Source organism: Thiohalomonas denitrificans (genome assembly GCF_900102855.1).
Taxonomy (GTDB): Bacteria; Pseudomonadota; Gammaproteobacteria; order Thiohalomonadales; family Thiohalomonadaceae; genus Thiohalomonas; species Thiohalomonas denitrificans.
Genome location: NZ_FMWD01000001.1, coordinates 22,963 through 45,258, shown reverse-complemented (window position 1 = coordinate 45,258; position 22,296 = coordinate 22,963). Strand labels below are relative to the sequence as shown.

14 protein-coding genes are annotated in these 22,296 nt (G+C 60.6%); 6 read left to right on the top strand and 8 right to left on the bottom strand.

Features of this window, described 5'->3' with window-relative positions:
• Window positions 1-39 precede the first annotated feature (39 nt).
• Window positions 40-1,038, bottom strand: coding sequence for a hypothetical protein (locus BLP65_RS00175; protein ID WP_092991418.1), 999 nt, complete (start codon window positions 1,036-1,038; stop codon window positions 40-42).
• A gap of 294 nt (window positions 1,039-1,332) precedes the next feature.
• Between BLP65_RS00175 and BLP65_RS00170 the strand changes: the two genes are divergently transcribed.
• Window positions 1,333-3,234: a DUF294 nucleotidyltransferase-like domain-containing protein gene (locus BLP65_RS00170; protein ID WP_092991416.1), complete on the top strand. Its 1,902-nt coding sequence runs from the start codon at window positions 1,333-1,335 to the stop codon at window positions 3,232-3,234.
• Window positions 3,188-3,961 carry a 3'-5' exonuclease gene (locus tag BLP65_RS00165; RefSeq protein WP_245688188.1) on the top strand — a complete coding sequence of 258 codons (774 nt, stop codon included), beginning with the start codon at window positions 3,188-3,190 and terminating at the stop codon, window positions 3,959-3,961. The genes BLP65_RS00170 and BLP65_RS00165 overlap by 47 nt, the downstream gene beginning before the upstream one ends.
• Window positions 3,962-4,109: 148 nt before the next feature.
• Here BLP65_RS00165 and BLP65_RS00160 read toward each other — a convergent pair whose 3' ends face one another.
• The 3 genes from BLP65_RS00160 to BLP65_RS00150 all read right to left on the bottom strand — a co-directional run bounded on the left by BLP65_RS00160 (window position 4,110) and on the right by BLP65_RS00150 (window position 7,369).
• A complete protein-coding gene (locus tag BLP65_RS00160) occupies window positions 4,110-5,774 on the bottom strand; it encodes a BCCT family transporter (RefSeq protein WP_092991412.1) in 1,665 nt (554 codons plus the stop codon).
• Between the two features lie 33 nt (window positions 5,775-5,807).
• Window positions 5,808-6,224: a universal stress protein gene (locus BLP65_RS00155; RefSeq protein ID WP_092991410.1), complete on the bottom strand. Its 417-nt coding sequence runs from the start codon at window positions 6,222-6,224 to the stop codon at window positions 5,808-5,810.
• Window positions 6,225-6,289: 65 nt separating this feature from the next.
• Window positions 6,290-7,369, bottom strand: a complete 1,080-nt coding sequence (locus BLP65_RS00150; RefSeq protein ID WP_092991408.1) for a hypothetical protein — start codon at window positions 7,367-7,369, stop codon at window positions 6,290-6,292.
• 211 nt (window positions 7,370-7,580) lie between these two features.
• On the opposite strand from BLP65_RS00150, the gene BLP65_RS00145 reads away from it, so the two are divergent.
• Window positions 7,581-9,998, top strand: coding sequence for a DEAD/DEAH box helicase (locus BLP65_RS00145; RefSeq protein ID WP_217631856.1), 2,418 nt, complete (start codon window positions 7,581-7,583; stop codon window positions 9,996-9,998).
• A gap of 113 nt (window positions 9,999-10,111) precedes the next feature.
• The gene (locus tag BLP65_RS00140) at window positions 10,112-11,302 is read left to right on the top strand and encodes a ribonuclease H-like domain-containing protein (RefSeq protein ID WP_092991404.1); all 1,191 of its coding nucleotides are present in this window, start codon (window positions 10,112-10,114) and stop codon (window positions 11,300-11,302) included.
• Window positions 11,303-11,306: 4 nt separating this feature from the next.
• Here the strand turns inward: BLP65_RS00140 and BLP65_RS00135 are convergent, their stop codons facing one another.
• Window positions 11,307-14,294: a mechanosensitive ion channel domain-containing protein gene (locus BLP65_RS00135; RefSeq protein ID WP_092991402.1), complete on the bottom strand. Its 2,988-nt coding sequence runs from the start codon at window positions 14,292-14,294 to the stop codon at window positions 11,307-11,309.
• Window positions 14,295-14,622: 328 nt separating this feature from the next.
• Window positions 14,623-15,645: a UDP-glucose 4-epimerase GalE gene (galE, locus tag BLP65_RS00130; RefSeq protein ID WP_092991400.1), complete on the bottom strand. Its 1,023-nt coding sequence runs from the start codon at window positions 15,643-15,645 to the stop codon at window positions 14,623-14,625.
• Between the two features lie 379 nt (window positions 15,646-16,024).
• On the opposite strand from galE, the gene BLP65_RS16820 reads away from it, so the two are divergent.
• Both BLP65_RS16820 and BLP65_RS00125 read left to right on the top strand, forming a co-directional pair.
• Complete coding sequence (locus tag BLP65_RS16820; RefSeq protein ID WP_175452381.1) at window positions 16,025-16,198, top strand: hypothetical protein; 174 nt, start codon at window positions 16,025-16,027, stop codon at window positions 16,196-16,198.
• Between the two features lie 47 nt (window positions 16,199-16,245).
• The gene (locus BLP65_RS00125) at window positions 16,246-16,431 is read left to right on the top strand and encodes a hypothetical protein (RefSeq protein WP_092991398.1); all 186 of its coding nucleotides are present in this window, start codon (window positions 16,246-16,248) and stop codon (window positions 16,429-16,431) included.
• Between the two features lie 264 nt (window positions 16,432-16,695).
• Here the strand turns inward: BLP65_RS00125 and BLP65_RS00120 are convergent, their stop codons facing one another.
• Together BLP65_RS00120 and BLP65_RS00115 are read right to left on the bottom strand one after the other, a co-directional pair.
• Window positions 16,696-20,433, bottom strand: a complete 3,738-nt coding sequence (locus BLP65_RS00120) for a translocation/assembly module TamB domain-containing protein (RefSeq protein WP_092991396.1) — start codon at window positions 20,431-20,433, stop codon at window positions 16,696-16,698.
• Complete coding sequence (locus BLP65_RS00115) at window positions 20,430-22,169, bottom strand: autotransporter assembly complex protein TamA (protein WP_175452380.1); 1,740 nt, start codon at window positions 22,167-22,169, stop codon at window positions 20,430-20,432. Before BLP65_RS00115 ends, BLP65_RS00120 begins: the two co-directional genes overlap by 4 nt.
• Between the last annotated feature and the right edge of the window lie 127 nt (window positions 22,170-22,296).

Below are 22,296 nucleotides of genomic sequence, written 5' to 3'. Positions count from 1 at the left end.
GAAATCGTCTTGGGGCGCGAGCCTCCTGCCTCGGCATCTTCAGAAACGCTTCGCGTGATGTTCGGCCAGGGCGAGGTACTGCCTGGCCCGCTGCACCCACTTGTCCGGATTATTGACATCGTCGTCGCGGTTGTGCCATATGGCGATCTTTGCCCGCAGGGTGGCCCGGAAGCTGGCATAAAAATCTACGAGCGCGGGTTCCGGCTGATCGCCGGTTATGCCGGAGTAGGTGGTTAGTAGCTGCGTTCCGGCCCAGTCGGCACCCAGACGCTCGCACTCGACTGCCAGGTAGGCGAGCTCATCCACGGCATCCAGGATTCGGAAACCGCGATTGAATTCCAGGCAGTCGATCACGACCGGCGGCTCGGTGAGACAGACATGCTGGGGACGCAGGTCACCATGGCCCTCGATAATCCGCTCGTCGGCTACGCGCCGGTCCAGTTCGCTTGCGTTCTGTTGACGGAATTGGTCGTGTGCATCGCACAGGACCTTCACTTGCATCGCCGGCAGTCCGAATTCCGGGTCCATCAACTCGCGTCGGTTTTCGTCGATATCGTCCGCGAATCGGTGCCGGTACTCCTCCGGGTTGATTTCGACCGGAGATAACTGCCGGTAGAAATCGGCGAGCCGTTCGGCAACGGGACGGAGCTCATCGGCGTCCAGCTCCCCGCTCTGGATGCGCCGGTCCAGCATTCTCTCCCGGGGCAGTCGTCGCATATGTACCACCCAGTCGACAATTCGACCTCCGCCATCGATGGACACCCCACCGTCGCTACGGGCCGTGACCGGCAGTGTTCCCAGATAGACACCATCGGCCAGGCGGCGGTTGAGTCGTACCTCTTCGAGGCAGTCCTGGTGACGGGCGTCCAGAGTGCGAAAGTCGAGATAGCTGTAGCGGACCGGTTTTTTGAGCTTGTAGACATCACCTCCGGCAATGAATACCCACGACATGTGGGTTTCGATGGCCTCGACTCGTTCCACAGTCGCAGGATAGGTTTCAGGCTGACGCAGAAAGGCGACTTTATGAGCAAGGTCCATGGGAAATTTTCCGTCGGGTCTTCCCCAAGGTTAGCAACTCGTGCCGTTGCCAGGTAAAACCACAGGGGACACTGAATGTCGCGAATTGAACCACGGGGTACACGGGGACTCGGGGAAATCAGGGGGATCACCATAGAGGGCACTGAGTATTTGAACAATTCTCTGTGTTCTCAGTGGTGGGAACACGGTGGCCGACCCCTTCCTGTTGGCTGACGAGACTGCTACTTTCGCTGTTGAAACTCTGTCAGCCGGCGATTCCTGTGGGAAGTCGCGACATATGAGGTCAGTTTCTTTATGGAAGCGGAAGTGCGAGAAATCGGTGAACACATGGGTCGTTTCCCGCCCTTTGATCGGCTAAGCGAAGAGTTGCTGGAGATGGTGGCGGGCTCGGTGGAGATCGCCTATTTCCGTGCCGGTTCTGCCATCCTCGAGTTCGGTGAGCCGATCCACGCACTCCATTACATTCGACGTGGTGCGGTGGAGGTCTATCGACATAACGGGGAGCTCTACAACCGGCTCGGGGAGGGGGATATCTTTGGCCACTTTGGACTGCTACGCAATCGACGGGTCCGTTTTCCGGCCTGGGCGATCGAGGATACGCTCGTCTACCTGATTCCGGACACGGTGTTTGACCGCCTCTGCGCCGAGGATGAGAATTTCTCCGATTTTGTCGAGCTGTTCGGTTCGCGGCTCAAGGCGACGGTCGAGCAGAGCGCGCGCGAAAACGACATGATGGTCACTCGCGTACGCACCCTGCTCAGTCGCCTGCCGGTTACCATCGAGGAATCGTCCACCGTGGAGGAGGCGGCAAGGCGCATGACCGAGCACCATGTCTCTTCGGTATTGCTGCTGGCGCCTGCAGAAGAGGCTGATGAGGAGGCGTTTCAGGAACTCGGTGATTCGTCGTCATGGCGATTGAGCGGCATACTGACCGATCATGACCTTCGCGTGCGTGTACTGGCAGAGGGGAGCTCGCCCCGGATAGCGCTGGCTCAGATCAACCATGGGCGGCTGGTGACGGTCCAGTCGGACGAGACGATCTACGAGGCGATGCTGGTGATGCTGCGCAAAAACGTGCACCACCTGCCGGTCCTGCATCGTCGTCGCCCGGTCGGTGTGGTGCACCTGTCGGATGTCGTCCGCTACGAGACTCAGAGCAGCCTCTACCTGATCAGCAATATTTTCCACCAACCCAGCGTAAAGGGGCTGGCGCGTCTGATGCCCGACGTACGCGCGGCCTTTGTTCGCCTGGTGGACGAGGGCGCCAATTCGCGGATGATCGGCAGTGCCATGTCTACGGTGGGCCGCAGTCTGATTCGTCGTTTGATTGAGCTGGTCGAGGAGGAACTCGGACCGGCTCCAATCCCCTACTGCCTGATGGCTAACGGCTCAATGGCGCGTGACGAGCAGACGGTGGTTACCGATCAAGACAATGCACTCATCCTCGATGATCGCTTCAATCCCGGGGAGCATGACGGCTATTTTTTCGAATTGGCGAAACGGGTCAGCGATGGATTGAGTGCGTGCGGCTATCCCTATTGTACCGGGGGCATAATGGCAACCAACGAGAAGTGGCGTCAGCCGTTGTCGGTTTGGAAACGCTATTTCGAAAAGTGGGTCTCCCGGCCCGATCCCGAACGACTGCTGCACAGCTCTATCTTTTTTGATCTCGATGCGGTTTATGGTGATGAGCGGTTCGTCGAGAAGTTGCAGGACCTGATGGCGACCCGGGCGAGCAAGAGCCCGCGTTTCCTGGCCGCTCTGGCGCGTAACGCCCTGGGTCGTACGCCGCCGCTGGGTTTTTTTCGCACCTTCGTGATGGAAAAGGATGGCCGGCAGAGAAACTCGATTGACCTCAAGCGCCGCGGAACGGCACCGATGGTGGATGTGATTCGAGTTCATGCCTTGGCAATAGGCTCAAGGTCGCAGAACTCCTTTGATCGGCTGGATGATATCGAACGGGCCCAGATATTACCGGCCGGACAGGTGGACAAACTGCGCTACGCGCTCGAGTTTATCTCCATGGTGCGGATCCGCCATCAGGCACATGGCCTGCGAACCGATCATTCACCAGACAACAATATCGAACCGGAAAACGTATCGGACAGTGAGAGGCACAATCTCAAGGAGGCCTTTCAGGTGTTGAGCAATGCGCAGAAATTTCTGCGTTACCGGTACCCGACGCCGATTCGCTGAAGTGGTGTCGATGGAAAAATCCGAATCCCGGGAGGCGCTAGACTGGGCCATCTGGTTTGAGCAACAGGCCCGGCTCTGTCGCGATCCGGACCTGCAACGCTTCTATGCTGCGGGTCTGCCCGGCGCCGGGACAGCATTGCGTGACCTCAACTTTCTGGCGCTGGATTTCGAGACTACCGGGATGAATCCCCATTGGCATGCCATTGTCTCCATTGGCATGGTGCCCTTTACCCTGGAGCGTATCTGGCCTGCGCGGGGTCACTACTGGCTGGTCAGGCCGCCCGGCCGGATGAATGCAAACTCGATCAGTATCCACCATATCACTCACAGTGAGGTGGCGGGTGCACCGGATCTGGATGAGGTATTGGGCGAGATTCTCGATGCCATGGCCGGACACGTTCCGGTGGTGCACTATCGGAACATCGAACGCCCGTTTCTGGACGCGGAGGTGATGGCCCGGCGGGGCGAGCACTGCCTGTTTCCCGTGATCGACACCATGACCATTGAGGCCATTCGGACCCGCCAGGGAATGATGGCGCGTCTGCGGAGTCTGCTGGGGTTTCCCAGGCAGTCGATTCGTCTGATGGACAGTCGTCAGCGCTACGGTCTGCCGGACTACGCCTCACACCACGCCAAAGTCGATGCCATGGCAACGGCCGAGCTGTTTCAGGCCCAGGTGGCCCGGTATTACTCGCCCGACACCCCCATTGGCGAGCTGTGGCTCTGACACCGCAGTCTCGGCTAGAAAGCCCGGCAGGAGACGCTTGCACCTGCTGGCCTCCGTCCGATCATCGCCGGATGGGGTGAGCCTGCGAACCCCGTCATTCATCGGATATGGTCGGTTCTCGATGGGGTTCGCGGGGGCTCACCCCATCCTACATTCTGTTGGCTGGCCGCGGCTCGTCCATCAGCCCTTTTATGATGGCGTAACATCCCACCAGAAGCACGAGAGTGAATGGCAAACCGGTGGAGACCGCCATGGCCTGCAGGGCGCTGAGCCCGCCGCCGACCAGCAGGGCGATGGCGATCCCGCCTTCGATAACCCCCCAAAACATGCGCTGGGGCTTGGGCGCATCGATCTTGCCGCCCGCAGTGATGGTATCGATAACCAGCGAGCCGGAGTCCGAAGAGGTAACGAAGAACACGATCACCAGCACGATGCCGATGAAGGAGGTAATGGCGGTCAGGGGCATCTGTCCCAGCACATGGAACAGCTGCAACTCCAGGTCGGCATTCTGCGCTCCCTCGAAGCCGCTCATTACCTGCTCAATGGCGGTGGTGCCGAAGGCGGTCATCCAGAATACCGATACGGCCGAGGGAACCAGCAGTACGGTAATCAGGAATTCGCGCACGGAGCGTCCACGGCTGATTCGGGCGATGAACATGCCCACGAACGGCGACCAGCTTATCCACCAGGCCCAGTAGAAGGTCGTCCAGCCCTGGCTGAAGTTTGCATCCTCGCGTCCGAACGGGTTCGACAGGAATGGCAGTTCGAGCACGTAGGCGCCAATATTCTGTACAAAGCCGGTGGCGATCAGCAGCGTGGGGCCGACAAGGAATACGAACATCAGCAGCAGAAAGGCCAGCGCCATGTTGATCTCCGACAGGCGTTTAACCCCCTTGTCCACACCGGCAATGATGGAGACCAGTGCAACAGCGGTGATACCCGTGATCAGCAGCACCAGGGTGGTGTTGCCGGTGGGGATGCCGAACAGGTAACTAAGTCCTGCGGCCGCTTGCTGTGCCCCGATCCCGAGTGAGGTCGCCAGGCCGAACAGCGTGGCAAACACCGCCAAAATATCGATGATATGGCCCGGCCAGCTCCAGATGCGTTCACCTAGAACCGGATAGAAGATGGAGCGTACGGTGAGGGGCAACCCCTTGTTGTAGGAGAAGATCGCCAGGGACAGGGCAACGACGGCGTAGATCGCCCAGGGGTGGAGGCCCCAGTGGAAGATGGTCGCCGCCATGCCGAGGCGCATGGCTGCCTCCGGATCATCCGCGGTGGCACCTAATGGCGCCCAGTCGGTGCGCAGGCCGCCTTCCATTGTCGTGCCAGCCAGTGAGGTGGCGTAGTGGGTCAGTGGCTCCGAAACGCCGTAGAACATCAGGCCAACGCCCATGCCCGCGGCAAACAGCATTGCGAACCAGGAGAGATAGGAGAAATCAGGCGCGGCACTGACACCGCCGATGCGCACCCTGCCGAGAGGCGAAAAGATCAGGCTCAGGCAGACCAGGACGAAAATATTCCCCGCCAGGAGGAAGAACCAGGCGAGATTGCCGGTAATCCAGTCTTTCATGCTCTCGAACACCGACCCGGCGTGTTCGGGTAGCGCCAGGGTAATGATGACGAAAGCCAGAATCACCAGCGAGGAGAAGGCAAAGACGGCGCCATGGATATCGACATGGATGCCGAATTTACTGGTGCTGTAGTTATCCTGGCCGATCTGGTAGTCGGTATCGATCAGGTTTGCCGCTCCTTCGGGGGCCGGAATGCCAACGGATGGCTCGAGATCATCGTTGTCGGGTCTGCTCTCCACGAGGGTTCTCCGTTATGTCTGTTCTACAGCGCCTTAGGGGCGTACCAGGAAGACGGATACGTCACTGTGTGCTGCTACCTTGCTGCCATTGGCCGGCATGACGGCATCGATATGGTGGGGCAGGTGAGTACCCATCACGACCAGGTCCGCTTTCACATCCTTGATGGCCTGTATCAGAATGTCGTCGAGGTTGGCCACCGGATCATGGCTGTTGTAGACCGCGACTGTGGCGGGATGCCCGTTGTCGGGGGTGTGCTGGCGGGCGAACGCCGTGAGTTTGGTCTTGTACTCTTCCGGTGTCCGTGCCACCGCGCTGGGCTGGGATGTGGTCACGCCTACATAACAGAGCGCGGCGTCATAGTGTCGAGCCATATCGGCGGCGACGGTGAGTGACTTCTCAAGCGCATCCAGGTGCGCCAGGTCCACCGGTACCATGATTTTGTTGAACATGCAGTCGGCTCCTTTTCGGTTGCATGACAAATTTGGGCCGGTTGCTTTCTCCCGGTCAGCATCCGTCAGAAGTAGTAATCGATCGACGCGTAGAAAGCGGAGAAATCGGCCTCGTAAATGTCACCATCACGACCGATATCGCCGGTGCTGGTGAGATATTCGAGATAGATCCAGCCCGGTCCGTAATGATAGCGGGCGCCCGGGGCGAACGCCGTTACGGCATCGCTGTCGTTCCCGGCCGTGTCGGTGTCGGCCCAGCTCGCGTCGAGATAGGTGAACCAGCGTTCGGTGGCATCGAAGCCGAGTTCGATGGCGGCGCGCCGGTTTTTTATTTCCGAGGTCCCGCCCGGGATGTCGCGTCGAATATCCAGCCACTGCGTCTTGAGCAAAAACTCATCGAAACGACCCTCATAGTGGAGGTTCCAGGCGCTGTGATCACCGCTGACTTCCGCCTCGGCCGGAACAGTGTCGATCAATCGCAGATCCTGTAGTTCGCCAGCCTGCAGGGATATTCCCATCCATTGGTCAGCGGCGACCTGGTAGTCGATATTGCCAACGACGGTATGGACCTTCCGATAGCTTTCCGACGAGCCCCAATGTCCGTTGTCATCCATGGTGTCGGTGCTGGTCTCGCCCCAGTCGTCGGCATGGTAATAGGCCAGCTGATAGCGGGTGTTTTTACCGGCCTCGCTGTATTTCACGCCCACATCCATCTGATCACCGTAGCCGCCGAGCAGGAGGTCGCCGGGCCAGAAATTGACCGTTTTCCAGCCGAACGGGACCTGGCTCTTGCCCAGCTTGAGGTCGCGGGTGTCGCTGATGCTGTAGCCGACCCAGGCCTTGTGCAGGCCAAACGTGTCGCCGGTGGAGTTGTTGCCCGGGTCGGTGAAACTTCCCGGACCGAAGCGCATTTCAGCGGAGAGTGACCATGGGCTCCCTTCCTGTTCGTCGTCCAGGTACAGGATCAGTGCCTCATCGGCGACATCGCCGACGGTCTCCCGGTCCAGTTCCTCATTGAAAGGTGCGGAGGTGAATTCCGAATCGGTGATGTACCGGTAGTTGCTCCAGAGCCCGCCGGAAATGGAGGGTGAGGCTGATGCCGCGAACGAGACAGAAAGAATCACCAACAGTAGTGCAGTGCGCATGATGTGAACTCTATTTATATTTGTGTCCCTTGAAACAAAGATGACGTTAACAAACAACTCAGCGAGATGGATAGCCCCCCTGCGGAAATCCGGCAGCGGGGCGGGGCAGGGTAGGGGGCTCCCGACGAATCTGTTAACGGCGTTTGTTCGTGCGGTGGCGCTTCTTTTATCATGCCTTGAGGAACACCCCGCGAGCAAGAGAACAAACGCCATGAGTACCCCCGCCGGGCAAGTCGGCTCCAAAAGACAGACGATCGACTCCGTCCAGCGCCTCTCCGAGCGGCTGCGCGCCAAACACAAGGGCCGGATTACCGGTGAATTGATTGTCCCGGCTCGAGCCGGGCGCTATGCCCCGGTGCCCGATGCGCTGGATACACGACTGAAAAATGCCCTGGCAGAGCGGGGCATCACGCAGCTGTACGCCCACCAGCGCGAGGCCTGGGATGCCATACGAGCGGGGCAGCACACCGTTATTGTCACCCCCACCGCCTCCGGCAAGACCCTGTGTTACAACCTGCCGGTACTCCAGTCGGCGCTGACGGGGGAGGCCAAGGCGCTCTATCTGTTTCCCACCAAGGCGCTCTCCCAGGATCAGGTGGCGGAGATACTGGAGCTGAACCAGGCCGGCGACCTAGGGGTGCGCGCCTACACCTTCGATGGCGATACCCCCGGTGACGCGCGCAAGGCGGTGCGTACCCGGGGCGATATCGTGGTCTCCAATCCCGACATGCTTCATCAGGGGATCCTGCCGCACCATACGAAATGGGCGCAGTTTTTCGAAAACCTGCGCTATGTGGTCATCGACGAGATGCACACCTATCGCGGCGTGTTCGGCTCCCATGTGGCCAACGTCATCCGCCGGCTGCGCCGCATCTGCCGTTTTTACGGTTCCGATCCGCGTTTCGTGCTCTGTTCGGCCACCATTGCCAATCCGGGGGAATTGGCCGCCCAGATCCTCGGTGAAGAGGTTCACGCCATTACCGAGAGCGGGGCGCCCAGCGGCGAGAAACACCTGCTGCTGTGGAACCCGCCGGTGATTAACGCCGATCTCGGCATTCGCGCCTCCGCCCGTTCCCAGGCTACCCGCATCGCCCGTACCGCGGTGCGGGCGGGAATGAAGACCATCATTTTCGCCCAGACCCGGCTGATGGTGGAAGTGCTGACCAAATACCTGAAGGATGTATTTGATAAAGACCCGCGCAAGCCGCCGCGGGTCTCCGCCTACCGCGGGGGTTATCTGCCCACCGAACGGCGCGCAACCGAGAAGAAGCTGCGCTCGGGCAGTATCGACTGCGTGATTGCCACCTCGGCCCTGGAGTTGGGGGTGGATATCGGCTCCCTCGACGTCTGCGTGCTGAACGGTTATCCGGGAACCATCGCCGGCACCTGGCAGCGCCTGGGCCGGGCGGGGCGCCGTCGCCGCACCGCTTTGGGGGTGCTGATTGCCACCAGCCAGCCGCTGGACCAGTACATCGTGCGTAACCCGGAGTTCTTTCTCGGCGCCTCGCCCGAGCACGCCCGTATCGATCCGGATCAGTTGCTGATACTGCTGGACCACGTTCGCTGTGCCGCCTTCGAACTGCCGTTCAGGGAGGGTGAACGCTTCGGCGGAGACAACCTGCTGGAGATGCTGGAATACCTGCAGGAGGAGGGCATTGTCCATCCGGAGGGGGACACCTGGCACTGGAGTGCCGACAGCTACCCCGCCAATGCCGTTTCCCTGCGTTCGGTGGCTGAGGGCAATTTCGTGGTAATCGACATCAGCGAAGGTGGGCAGACCATCGTCGCCGAGGTGGATTACGCGTCGGCACCGATGACGATCTACGAGGGCGCCATCTACCTGGTGCAGGCCTCGCCCTATCAGGTGGAGAAGCTGGACTGGGAGGGACGCAAGGCCTTCGTCCGCAAGACCCGCGCCGACTACTACACCGATGCTATCGATTACACCAAGTTGAAGATCCTGGAGAATTTCGAACACAGCAGCGGTGAACGGGCGGAAACGGCCCGTGGTGAGGTGCATCTGGTGCGGCGCATCTCCGGTTACAAGAAGATCCGCTACTACACCCACGAGAATATCGGCTACGGCAACATCAATCTGCCCGACCAGGAGATGCACACCACCGCAGTGTGGTGGCAGGTGCGCCCGGCTGTGCTGGAGGCCGCTTTCGAGAATCGTCAGCAGGCCCTGGACGGCTTTCTGGGGGCCGCCTATGCCATGCACCACGTAGCCGCCCTCGCCACCATGTCCGAGCCCCACGATCTGGGACGTGCCGTCGGTGACGGCGACGCCAAATGGTTCGCCACCGTGGGGGCCAATGGTCGCGGGCAGATCCGCAGCTTCGAAGGGGGAGAGCTCTCACCCGATGCCCCTGAACAGACCGGCGGCCGCTTCCGTCCGGCGCTGTTCCTCTACGACAACTATCCCGGCGGCGTCGGGCTCTCCGCACCGCTCTACGATCGCCGGGCGGAAGTGGTGGCCAAGGCACGCGAGATGGTTCATGCCTGCGACTGTCTGTACGGCTGCCCCGCCTGTGTCGGCCCCATTCTCGCCTCGGATGAGGTACGCGGCTATTCACCAAAAACCGCGGCGCTGCTGGTGCTCGATCTGTTCGGGGCGGGTGACCGGTGACCGCAAAGAGCAAGGAATTGCACGACAGGCAAAAGTGTTTCGCGGAGAGGGGTGATCTAACAGAAACTTCATTTCGTCGCGCCTTGGCGCCTTTGCGGTTAGGCCTCTAAACAATGGCACTGAAAGACCGGCTCAAAACCCTCAAAAGAGAGACGGGCCAGGACGCGCCCGAAGCACCGACGGCATCGCCGTTTGCCGATCGGGTGTCGCGGTTGCGGCCGGGCGGCGGCACGCCATCGAAAACGGGATTGGCCACGCCGGTCGAGGTGGTGGCCGAGTCGGTCGGAGGCGAGGTGATTGGCGAGGGGCTGATCCGCATCGAAAGACGTCTGCTGCTTTCGGACGCTCACGGAGACATTCCCCTGGAGCGAGTATTGGAGGACCACCGGGCGCTGCCCGAAGCGGATGGGCTCGATGCCCGTGATGCGGTGTTCTTCGATACAGAGACTACCGGCCTCTCCGGAGGCACCGGAACGGCGGTATTCATGCTGGGGCTGGGCCGTCTGCTGGAAGAGGCGCTGGTGGTGCGCCAGTACCTGATTACCTCCTTTGCGGCGGAACGGGCCATGCTGGAGGATGCCGCTGGCTGGTTTGAGAGCCCCCGGGCACTGGTGAGCTTCAACGGCAAGAGCTTCGATCAGCCGCTACTGGCCGCACGGGCCCGACTGGCGGGGACTAGCGATGTCTTCCACGGATTGCGGCATGTCGATTTGCTGCACCCTGTGCGACGCGCTTACGGGAAGCGGTGGCCCGACTGCAGGTTGGCGACCACCGAAAAAGAACTGCTGGGTTTCTCCCGTATCGATGATCTTCCCGGCTCGGAAGCCCCGGCGGCCTGGTTTGCCTATCTGCATCGGGGCGATGCCTCCCGGCTGCCGGGCATCGCGATACACAACCATTGGGATATCGTCTCTCTGGCTGCGCTGTTACCCGCCCTGGCGGATGTTCACCGTGCACCCGGTTTGCAGGGTGCCGACGTCCTGGCGATTGCGCGTGTCGCCCTTAAGACCGGAGATGAGCCGAAGGCCTATGCGCTGTTGCAGGAGGCGGAGCAGGAGCTGGAAGAGGCCGGGCTGCTGGAGTTGGCGCGTCTGCATCGCGGCCGCCAGGACTGGGAGCGGGCCCATGCGATCTGGGAGCGGCTGGCCGGCGAAGGGTGCGGTGAAGCCGCGGAGCGACTCGCCAAGTACTACGAGCACCAAAGGCGTGACTGGGAAAAGGCGCTGGTCTTCGCCCGTAGTCTGCCCCCCTCCGTCGAACGGGAGCATCGTTGCCGGCGGCTGGAGGCCAAACTGCGGGAGTGAGTGGTCAGGAAGGCCTGACCCGGCGAATGGTTGCGGAATTTTGCATCGGAGGCAGGTTTTCGGCCGGTGGCGACGCACGGTCCATATGGATGTCGAGTTGTGGATAGGGGATGCGAATACCCGCTTCGCGGAATCCCTCCCAAATGGCCATCAGGATTTCGGAACGGATCTCCAGCCGGCCGTGATACTTCAGGTCGATAAAGTACTGCACATGGAACAGTACCGTCGATGCAGCGAATTCCTTCATCCAGACCTGGGGAGGCGGTTCGTCGAGTACAGCGGGATGGTCGCGCAGGATAGTGGCGACGACCTCTGCCGCTCGGCGCGGGTTCTCGTCATACGAGATGCCCACCTCGACCACCGTGCGGACGATGTTGTCATTGTGCGTCCAGTTGGTGAAGGAGTTCGAGATGACATCGGCATTGGGCATGATGACCTCCTGGTGATCCCAGGTTTTGACGGTCAATGAACGCATGCCGATGTGGGTCACCTCGCCCTCGTGCTCGCCCACCCGAACGATGTCGTGGGTCCGCAAGGGACGCTCCACCAGCAGCAGAATGCCGCTGATGAAATTGTTGGCGATATTCTGCAGGCCGAAACCGATGCCGACACCGAGTGCCCCCGCGAAGATGGCGACCGAAGTGAGGTCGATGCCGACAAGCTGCAGGCTGATAAGGACACCGGCGAGAACGAAGGTGTACTGACTGAACACCGAAAGGCTGTGCCGGACGCCCTGGTCGGTAATGCCGGAGAGTGCCCAGCGATAGGTGACCAGACGCAGCCAGCCGCCAGTCCGTACCACCGCCAGAACGGCGGCCAGTGCAAGCACCAGGCCGAACAGCGTTACGGTATTGCCTCCGATCGAAAACAGTGGAACCTGCAGGTATGCCAGGAGCTTCGATACTACCGGCGTCTCCGGGCCGATGCCGTAGATGCCAAAAGGCAGTGCCCAAAGGGCGATAAAAACAATGACCTTGAGTAGCGAATGGACCGGTTCGATCACCCCCTTGGCCAGCAGCATCCCGTGATCGGTATGCACATTGACGTAATTCTTCAGACTGTCGCCGGCTTCGCGCAGAAGGCGGGCGGTCACCAGCCAGACGGCGAGAATGACGAGTACGGTGGCCAGCAACCCTCCGATGGCCCAGGCCAGATTGACGTAACCGGCAACTCCCACAGAGGCGGCAGCCAACACCGAGGCGGGTGCCAACAGGCTCAGAATTCGTATCACACGGGCCCAATAGCGCTCGCCTAACCGGGCATCCAGGTAAGCTAGGCTGAGTCGTCGCACTTCGAACATCGGGACTGCGAACATCAGCACCGACAGCATGAATACGCGATCCACGAAGTTCACCAGCGAGGGCGCCAGCGACAGGGCATGGACGGTCGCAACCACGACGCCGAGAGAGCCAACCGCCAGGGTTGTCCACTGCAACTGACGATAGAGCCGCGGCTTCTGTACTCCGCCAGGTGCCATTAGCAGCGTGCGGCTGAAGTTGAGCAGCAGATAGGCCGACAATGCACACACCAGCAGCGCGATCAGCGGTGCAGCCGAAGCGTTTGATGGCAGAAAAGTCCAGACCAGGAGGGCCGCCGTACCGGCAACGGCGATGGGACGGGCGCTACGCTCCAGCAGTAGCAGCGGGAATTCCAATAGTGCACCCCAGCCCCCGCGGGGCGCCTGGCGCGCAACCAGCATTTGCTGTGTTCGGCTCACAAAAGTCAGCCAGAAGGTGAGCCCCACGACGAGAAGAAGCCAGCGATCGACGGTCAATCCGAAGGCTCCACGGGCCAGGGTATTCAGGTCAGTGGCAAGGGCTTTGGTCAATACCGACGGGAACCGTGCAAGGTCATGGATCAGCTGCTGCCATTCGTCGCTGTTCGCCGGAAGCGGACGGCTGGCCGTAAGGCCCCGGTGCAGAATTTCGCTGAGCTGCTTTTCGACTTTGTTCGGTAGCGGGGTGGCACGCGTGGTCAGCTCGTTCATTTTCGCTGATTGCGCATTGAGTGCCTGCTCCAGTTCCCGATAGATCTCCGTCTCTTCGGACTTCAGGTCCCGTTTGCTCGCCACCTCGTGTTGCTGGCGGAGCACTTTCAGGCGCTTGTCGAGAAGGGCGCGGCCCGCTTCCAGTTCCGCGCCAATGGTAGTGATTTGCTCGAGAATGGATTCCAGCTGTATGGCCGACATCTCGCGGTTTAGCAGATCCGACTCAAAGCTGGCGATACGGTCCTCGAATTGTGCGATGCGGATCTCCTGCCCGGCCAGCCGCGCTTGCTCTTCAGCCTCATAAAGCCGGCTGCGCCACAGTTGGTGCTGTTCGGTCGGGGTCCCATCGGCCCTGTTTTGCAGCTTTTCCCGCCACTCCGCGGCACGGCTTTGCCACTGCTGCTGTTCACGTTCGAAGCGCATCTTGAGCGCTTCCAGGACTGTCTGTTGACTCGCCTCGCGGGCCTGCCGACTCAGCTCCTTGAGACCCGTAGACCACTCCTTGGCCATCTTCAGCTCTGTCCGGGCGGTTTCCAGGGTGGCTTTACCAGAGGAGATTCGGCCCTGTTCCTCTTGCAACAGCGTACGGTTCTTCTGCAGCTCCCGTTCGAGTTCCAGGACGTTGGCATCGGGAGTCGGGTTGCCCTCGGATGGGGAGAGGTCTTGCGATTCCTGGAGCTTCTGCTCCAGTTTTTGGACGGTCGCAACCAACTCTTCGTTGCGCTTCTCCGCCACCTGCAGGTCGAGGCGAGCTCCCTCCAGCTGAACACGCGCCGATTCCACGTCGAGTTCTGCCTGTTCCACCATGGAAGGGGTGATGTCGCTCGGCGCCAATTCCGCCAGTCTGGCCTGTTGCTCAGCCCGGTTGGAGTCGGGTTGGTCGGACTGGACTGTCAATTCAGTCTTTTGGGCGACGGAGCCGCGTTGGGTATCCTCGGCCGGTTCTGCGGAAGCGATTCCGAAGCCGAGGATGGCAAGCAGGAGAAGAAATCGAAGGGGTGACATAGGACGCAGTATCCGCTGCAAGAGTCGGGCTGATGCTAGGACAGAAGCCGTACAGGAACGGTGAAGAGGTTCACAACCCACCTTGAAGTTCCAACATGGACCGTGCTTTCAGATCGTGAAAAACCTGTTGCACTCTCCCACCTCACTCGCCACGGACACTCCTGTGACTTCCAATCCTCATAAAAGTTCCCGACCGATCCCTCAAAATCCACATGGACCATTAGAGAGCACTGTTCGCATTAAGCTTTCGATACTCGCATAGGTCTGTCTTTAACCCGACTTGGTGTCGGCCTTAAGGCCGACCTAATCATAGGCATGCAACAGTACATTAGCGAACGGGGGCCAGCCATGGGCCCTGACTTTTGGGTGCCGAGACGCGCCGTTCCCAGTTCCAGGCAGTCTCCACAATAAAGTCGAGATCGTCGTAACGGGGCTTCCAGCCGAGTCTCTGGTGCAGGCGTCCGGAGTCGGCAATGAGGCGTGGTGGGTCGCCGGGCCGACGTGCAACCTCTTCAATCGTCAGTGACTTGCCGGTAACCCGCTGCACCGAGTCGAGTACTTCCCGCACACTGTAGCCATGTCCGTAACCGCAGTTGAACACCGATGAGTCGCCACCGTTGCGAAGATACTCGAGTCCCAGCCGGTGAGCCTCGGCAAGGTCCTCTACGTGGATGAAGTCACGGACGCCGGTGCCGTCCGGTGTCGGGTAGTCGGTCCCGAAGATCTTGAGCTGTGCCCGTTTTCCAATCGCAGTTTCACAGGCGACCTTGATGAGCAGGGTGGCATTCGGGGTCGACTGCCCGATACGTGCATAAGGATCGCAGCCAGCCACATTGAAATAGCGAAAAGTGACATAGTTCAAATCAGTGACCTGCGAAAGGTCGTGCAGCATCCATTCCGACATCAGTTTCGAGCGTCCGTAGGGATTGATCGGGCGGGTCGGTGTCTCTTCACTGGCGAGTCCCCCATCGGGCGTACCGTACACCGCCGCGGTGGAGGAGAATACGAAATGCTTGACACCGGCCTCCTGACAGCACTCGAGCAAGTTCCGGGTGCTGGAGGTGTTGTTGCCATAATACTTCAGTGGATCACGTACCGATTCCGGAACTACCGTGTGGGCGGCGAAGTGCATCACCGCATCTACCCGGTATTCGCGCAAGATAGCCAGCACCGTGTCTCGATCGCCGGTATCCCCGACAATCAAATCGCCGTGCAGGACCGATTCGGCAAAACCGGTGGAAAGATTATCCAGGACGATAACGCGTTCGCCGACTTCAGCAAGCTGTCGTACTACATGGCTGCCGATATAGCCGGCCCCGCCGGTCACCAGCACTGCAGATTGTTTTTTCATAAACCATCCTTGGCTTTTTGTGGGTTTCCGCTGTGCGAATCGCCCACCCTTCAGGCGAGCTGTCTGCCTAGTAAACCTAGTCCGCCATCGAATGCGGGTGGGGTAGGGAAAACCCTACTTTTTCGACAGGACGAGTGTAGGCACCGGACCGGAAAACCCCTACTTACTGCGTAAAAAGACGTTGGAAACGGCGCCCGGTCGGGCCCAGGTTCGAACTACAGCGGGCGTAAAGTGATGCACCGGGTTAGGAATGGCAGAGGCCGGAATATGGGGAAAGTCCCGCTCATCGTTGTTTCGGAGCCCTAACCTTGCGGCCGGGGCATACCTCTGCCATAACCTGTTTAAGGCTCCCGCAAAAAGGAAAGTGTGAGGAGGGACCATGGAACGGATACGCAAGGAAAAGCAGTGCAGCCCCACGATCGGCTGTGTTGAATCCCTGTTGGTGGTTGCCGGTGGCGCGATGGCGTTGGTTTGGGTATTGGCCATCGATGGTGCCAGTCCGACCATCGGGGATCTCTTCCAACTAGTGATGACGGTGCTCCCGGGCTCCTGATCGGCCTGAGTCGAGCAGCCATTCGGTTCCTTACCCGGTGATTAGAAATGAATGCACCTTCCGACAAGAACGTGGGTCGTGAGCCACTGTTCCTGGACTCGGTGGGAGCGTCGGTGAAACGTCGGGAATCCTATCCGGGCCGTCTTCCGGAGTTCGAGTTCGGTCGGTTGCGGGTACCTGATGAGGAGACCCATCGACTGCTTCTGAAGGCGGGGCAGGGGGGGAGTTACTGAGCGCCTGCTTCGGGTTGGTCAGCACTCCCATCGTTTCGACATTGGGTTTCATTGGCTTCACCGAGCGGCCCGTCGGTGACCCTTGACTGGCAAACTCTTCCACATAGTGCCGGTTAGCCTCTCGGCTGGTGTCGCAACATGGTTACTGAAAGCGCAGGGCTGCGATGCCTTACGGGGATACCTGTTTGGTCGTCCGGTTCTCCCGGTTGTGCCCGGGCATTAACGACAGAGTGAAGTGATTCGCCGGAGGGGGACGAACTTGGCTCAGCGCTCGATGGTGTAGAACAAGTCGGTTCCCGCCTGTTCGCCGCTTTCGGCTTCCAGCGTCCAGTTGGTACCCAGGTCGTAACGGATGCGTACCCGATTGACTGCTTCGGCGAAAACCACCACGTACTGCAAATAAAGGCGCGGCGACAAGTGGGTGCCCAGTACGAGGGAGGCGGCTTCGCTTTGAGGATCTCTTTCGACTTCAACCTCCTCGATGCCGAACTCACTGCCGATTTGCTGGGCAAGGAAGTTTCCACCGCGCAGTCCGAGTGACAGTGCCGCGTTGTAGAGCAGGTTTCCTTCCGCCCGGCTGGCCCGGCTCAGGGGACGTCCGACAATCAGGTAGGCGAGGGCGTCGCTCTCCTCCATGGGCGGTTCGGAGAAAAGACGGATCTCCGGGTCCTTGAGCTGTCCAGTTACTTCGATACCGGCGGTTACCTCTTCCACAACACGAATGGCGCGCAGATCGATGGCCGGATTGGTTAGCGGACTTGCGGCAAAGAGCAACCGGCCTTCGCTGATGGTGAGTTCCTGGCCGTAAGCCTCATAGCGTCCTTCCAGAATGCGAAGCTCTCCATTGGCGGTCGCCGCCTGGCCGGGTCTTTCCGAGATGGCAAGCCGGCCCGAAAGCCGGCCCGAAAAACCGTAGCCCTCCAGTCCGATGCGTTCACCGAACGTGACGGTTACATCCGTGCGGGTTCGCCAGCCAGGCCTGGTCTCGACGGGTACATCCTCCCGGATGACGACGACATCGGGAGAGCGCTGGACGCTCTGGGGGAGTTCGCGCAATTCGATATCCGCCCGGGGGACATGCAATCGCCCGCTAACCGTCACCAAACCCGGCACGATTTCCAACTGCAGATCGGGACTCACGAAGACCCGGGCGTAGGGCAGCTGACTCGCCTCGAAGTCTTCTCCCGAAACCGTTCCTGTTATTCGCCATGCCTCTTCGGTGCGTTCCATGCGACCATCCAGGCTGATTCGTCCCTCTCCGGAAACGGCTTCACCACTAAGCCTCAGTTCATCCTCGCCGAAGGCACGCAGTTCCAGTCGGACCGGTTGAATACGAATACCGGCCGGAACAATGAAAGCGCTGCCATCCTCGAGCAGCAGACTCCCGTCGACTTCGGGACTGCCTATCGTGCCCGCCACCTGGAAGTCCCCCCTGACCTGCCCGTCGGGATCGGCGATATCGGAGACGAGCAGGGAAACCCAGCCGAGCTGTGTGGCGCGGAGTTCGATAGTGCCATTTATGGGAGCGTCCGCTCCAAAGGGGAGAGCGTTGGGCGACTGCACCGTGGCCCGCAGGTATCCACCGCGCTTCACGGACAGCTCGAGATCGGCCGATGTGCCCTGCTGGTTGCTTTTGGCGACCAGTCGGGCGGTCTCCATATCGAAGGCCAGATCCGTCTCGCCTTCACCCCAGGTGACACCGGCGCCCACTGCGTTGACTTCCGCGTCGAGATAACCGGAGGCGGCATCGGCTTCGATATCGGCATTGACAAGACCATCGATGCGAACATCGGTGTCGGCGATGAACGGAGAGAGCGCGGTAAGCGGGAATCGACTCAACTGAAGTTGTCCCAGGCTGCCTTCGACGCTCGTACAGGCCCGGGCGTCAGCAGACGACCAGCAAAGCGTCTTCAGTACGATACCGCTGCTATCGGCGGACAGGGACGCGGGCGCTGATTGCTGCCAGGTGGCGGGCGGGAGCCCGCGAACGGCGCCATCGGTCAACCGGCCACTCCAACTCCCCGACGCGTAGCTGCCGGAGGCCGTCTGGGTGAAAAAGAGTTCGCTACCGGCGGTTTCGGCCCGTAGGGTGTGGTTGGCGGCGTTGCCGTTGGCGGTGATGGTTATCCGGTCGATGGGGGGTATCGGGGGGCCGCTGATTGCGGTGACCTCAAGCCGTGCATCCCAGGGTGTCTTCCCTGCCAGATCGATGTCGGCGTGCAGGTTTGCCGCTTCCGAGCGAATTCCCGAAACCTGCAGCCCTTCGGTTGAAGCGTCCAGGCGGACCCGCGGCGATGTTCTCGCACCCTCCAGTCGACCCGCAGCACGCACACTCCCGCCAAGTTGAGGATGGATGATCCCCAGTTGCGGGGCCGCCAGTTCCCAGTTCATCTTCCAGTTTTCTGCAACGACACCTGAACCGCTGAGGGAAGCCGTCCCGATGTTCAGTTGCAGTTGCTCGAGGTTCAACCGGTTACCGGTCAATCGTGCGGCGGCACTTCCGGCCAGTGATTCACCCCGCAGGCTGCCGGACAGGTCGTCCAGGGTGACATCAACGGTGGCGACACCTTCCGGCGGCAGAGTTCCGTGTCCCCGGGCGGCAAAGCCGATGTCGCCGGACCACTCCGGTAGCAGGATGGCCGGATTGAATCCGCTGCCCTTCAGGTCAGCGTCCCAGGCCAGGCCATTGGACCATTGCAGTCGACCACTGCCAGCCGCTTTGCCATCAAGCCATTCGAGTCGGAACCTTTCGGCCCGGAGCTGTTCACGATCTCCTGCACCGGCCAGTTGGAGCATTGCTGGCGGCTGGCCGGGGCGCTTCAGTTGCAGAGAGCTCTCCAGGGTATAATCGGAAAGGCTGCCGGAAGCGGTGAGGTTGCCTTGCGGACTGGCTGCCAGCGGGTCGGCACCTGCCAGGGGCCAGGAGAGATCCTGCCAGTCGAGGGTTAACCGGGCCTCCTCGATCAGATCCGGTGTTCCGAACGCCGGCATCCATGCCCCCCGGGCCTTCATTCGGGCGGGACCATCCACCTGCTGCAATTCCAGCTGCTCCAGGTTCCAGCGCTCATCGGCCTGCAAGCGGCTGTCGAATTCCCAGCGGCCCAGCTCCGGGTCATCGATAGATAGGTTGCTGGTCGCAGTAAAGGACGCCGCCTGACCCTCGGCGGTAACCGTCCCCGCCACAAGGAGTGGACGCCAGCCGCTGCTGAGTTGATCCAGATGTGCTCCGGCGGTTTTCAGACGCGCATGCCAGTCAAGTGGTTCTGCCTGCCAGTCGAGCCCACCTTCCGCCTCGATCACGACCGGGCTGGTGATTCGTTGCTGGATCTGCGGTTTGCCGAACGTTCCGCCGATACGGCCGTTGCCGGCGATCGGCTGTGCCAGTTGTGCAACGGTGATTTGCCAGCGGGTGATCAGGTCGATGGCCATGGCGGGTAGCGTACCGATTTTTCCCTCGGCCCCGAATCGCCCCCAGGGGCCTTCCATCATCAAATGCGCCACTTCCACTCCCGCTTGCTCGAATCGGGCCGAGAGTTCGCTGCTGTCTACAACAAAAAGTGTTTCGGCTCCCTTGAGCACCTCCAGGCCGTCGAGCCGAACGTCAGCGAGTTCGATGGAGAAAGGGAGACGGATCCCGCTGAATGGCTGCTGCTCGTCCTCACCGGTCTTCTCCTTCTCTTGTACAGGCAGACGGATGTTGACTTCGCTGCCGGTCAGCTGCCGAAAGGCGAGAGTGCCCCGCAGCAGAGCTGTGGGTTGCCAGTCCAGCGTAAGCGCGCCGGCTTCGATGAGGGTTTCCCCGGCACGGACCCTCAGCTGTTGTGCTTGCAATGGGCCCGAAAGGGTTCCGCGCAGGGAATCGGCCGAAAGTTCAACTCCCGTCCACGCTCTGGCTGCGGTCCAGGTCCAGTGCAATCCCGATTCGGTATTCAATAGCCATGTCGCACCAGCCATTATCAGCACGAGGATGACAAGCGCGACCGTTGCCAGGCGGCGTTTCACAGTTCAGGCCCGATGTTGATATGGAGCCGCCAGGGGTTGCCGGACTCGCTGACGGCCGAGGCGACGTCGACGCGGATCAGACCAAAGGGGAGTTTGTATCGGACGCCCAGACCGGCCCCTTGGGAAAGATCGAAGTCACCGGTGCTGTTGAACGCGTTGCCCTGATCAATGAACACTGCCGCGCCCCAGTTCTCGCTCCAGAAATAGTCGTACTCCACGCTTCCAATCAGAAGGTGCTTGCCACCGATGACATCCCCCGCGCTGTTTTCCGGGCCCAGTGTCTGATACCCGTAGCCGCGGACGCTGCTGTCTCCTCCGGCGAAAAAACGTAGCGATACCGGCAGCCGATCGAAATTTGAGGTCTCCGATGCACCCGCCTCGAGTCTGGTTATCAGCCTCCCTCCCAGGATTGTGGTGATGTAGCTGCCACGGAACGTTGCCTGGGCCAGATCCGTTGAGGAGAGCACGGATTCGGAGGCCCCTTTTAGCCCGGCCGCCAGTCGCCATCCGTGTTGCGGGACAAGGCGATCGTCCACTACCACGCGCTGCCAGCCGATACCCGGCACCAGCATATTGGCGCGCTCGTCTCCGATCCCGACATCGAAAGTCTCTTCCTGATAATTCAGCGACAGGGTCTCCTGCCATCCGCGTCTCATTTGTGTCAGAGCGCCACCAATGAGCGCCGTTTCGCGGGACGAGGTATCGGTGGTCTCCTCGGTGTAGTCCGCGGTGAAGTCCAGATAGTCGGTTGTCGGCGGGGTGAGTGGAACCCGGTAGTTGAAGTTCAGCTCGGTTCGGATCTCGGAGGCGACGATCCGGGTGCCGGCCTTGTGGCCGCGGCTGTTTTGCCAGCGCCGATCAATGCCGATGGTGGTACGCGGCCCGGTATCGGTGCCATAGCCGATGCCGAACGCGTAACGGGTCCGTTTCTGTATCTCCAGCCGGACTTCGATGGGAACCCGCTGTTCCTCCGCCTCTTCGATCAGGGGAATGACATCGACGCGTTCGAAATAGTCGCTGTCGGAAAGCGCTCGTTGAAGCTCAAGCAGTGCGCCGGAGTGGAAGGGCTCTCCGCTCTCAAAATGCAGGAATCGTTGCAGGAGTGATTCACGCAGCGGTGTTTCACTGAAGTGAACAGTGCCGAAGCGGTAGCGGGGGCCGGTATCCATGTGCAGGGTGATATCGGCGCGGTTTTGCGGTAGTTCAACGCGTACACGACTCTCCGACAGTCTCGCATCGAAGTAACCATACCGTCTCGCGATGGCCAGCAGATCATCCTTGGCGCGTTCGTAACCGGCATGCCGCAGACGGTCACCAGGCTGAAGCGGAAATGTCTGGCGCCAGTTTTGAAAGACCTCGTTCGAGCCGCCGGGGCCCCGGATCTCCAGATCCAGTGAACCGATGGTGACCGGTGGTCCGGGATTCACGTGATAGCGGGCGTACCAGGTACCGTTACGCTGCTCCAGTAAAGGTTCGATTTCGGCCTGGTAATAACCGAAGGGTTCCAGGGTGTTACGAATCTCATCCGGCGTACCCTGATGCAGGGCCTGGATTCGGTACTGAGTCAGTAGCGGATGCCCCTGTTCACGCACCAGGGAAAGGGCATTGCGAATCGTGCTTTTCAACGGGTCTTCGATACCCGTGATCTCGACCTCGAGCCGGGGCGCGTCGGCCGCGGGGAGTGGACCTGGCACCGCAAACAGGACGAACAGCAGCAGCAGGCCAACGGTCTGCATGCAGATCAGCTTTTGAGGGTGGAGGCGCACCATCCTATAATAGTTCCCGCCCAAAAACGGGCACCCGTTGCGAGTGACGAGAGGCGAAAAATCCTTTCCTTCCTTTGTGACTTGAGATGCCGGTTCT

What these genes read in the sequence shown, in the direction of transcription:
- BLP65_RS00175 (WP_092991418.1), bottom strand. Translation starts at nt 1,038, where the DNA reads ATGGACCTTGCTCATAAAGTCGCCTTTCTGCGTCAGCCTGAAACCTAT.
- BLP65_RS00170 (WP_092991416.1), top strand. Translation starts at nt 1,333, where the DNA reads ATGGAAGCGGAAGTGCGAGAAATCGGTGAACACATGGGTCGTTTCCCG.
- BLP65_RS00165 (WP_245688188.1), top strand. Translation starts at nt 3,188, where the DNA reads ATGCGCAGAAATTTCTGCGTTACCGGTACCCGACGCCGATTCGCTGAA.
- BLP65_RS00155 (WP_092991410.1), bottom strand. Translation starts at nt 6,224, where the DNA reads ATGTTCAACAAAATCATGGTACCGGTGGACCTGGCGCACCTGGATGCG.
- BLP65_RS00150 (WP_092991408.1), bottom strand. Translation starts at nt 7,369, where the DNA reads ATGCGCACTGCACTACTGTTGGTGATTCTTTCTGTCTCGTTCGCGGCA.
- BLP65_RS00145 (WP_217631856.1), top strand. Translation starts at nt 7,581, where the DNA reads ATGAGTACCCCCGCCGGGCAAGTCGGCTCCAAAAGACAGACGATCGAC.
- BLP65_RS00140 (WP_092991404.1), top strand. Translation starts at nt 10,112, where the DNA reads ATGGCACTGAAAGACCGGCTCAAAACCCTCAAAAGAGAGACGGGCCAG.
- BLP65_RS00135 (WP_092991402.1), bottom strand. Translation starts at nt 14,294, where the DNA reads ATGTCACCCCTTCGATTTCTTCTCCTGCTTGCCATCCTCGGCTTCGGA.
- galE (WP_092991400.1), bottom strand. Translation starts at nt 15,645, where the DNA reads ATGAAAAAACAATCTGCAGTGCTGGTGACCGGCGGGGCCGGCTATATC.
- BLP65_RS16820 (WP_175452381.1), top strand. Translation starts at nt 16,025, where the DNA reads ATGGAACGGATACGCAAGGAAAAGCAGTGCAGCCCCACGATCGGCTGT.
- BLP65_RS00125 (WP_092991398.1), top strand. Translation starts at nt 16,246, where the DNA reads ATGAATGCACCTTCCGACAAGAACGTGGGTCGTGAGCCACTGTTCCTG.
- BLP65_RS00115 (WP_175452380.1), bottom strand. Translation starts at nt 22,169, where the DNA reads ATGCAGACCGTTGGCCTGCTGCTGCTGTTCGTCCTGTTTGCGGTGCCA.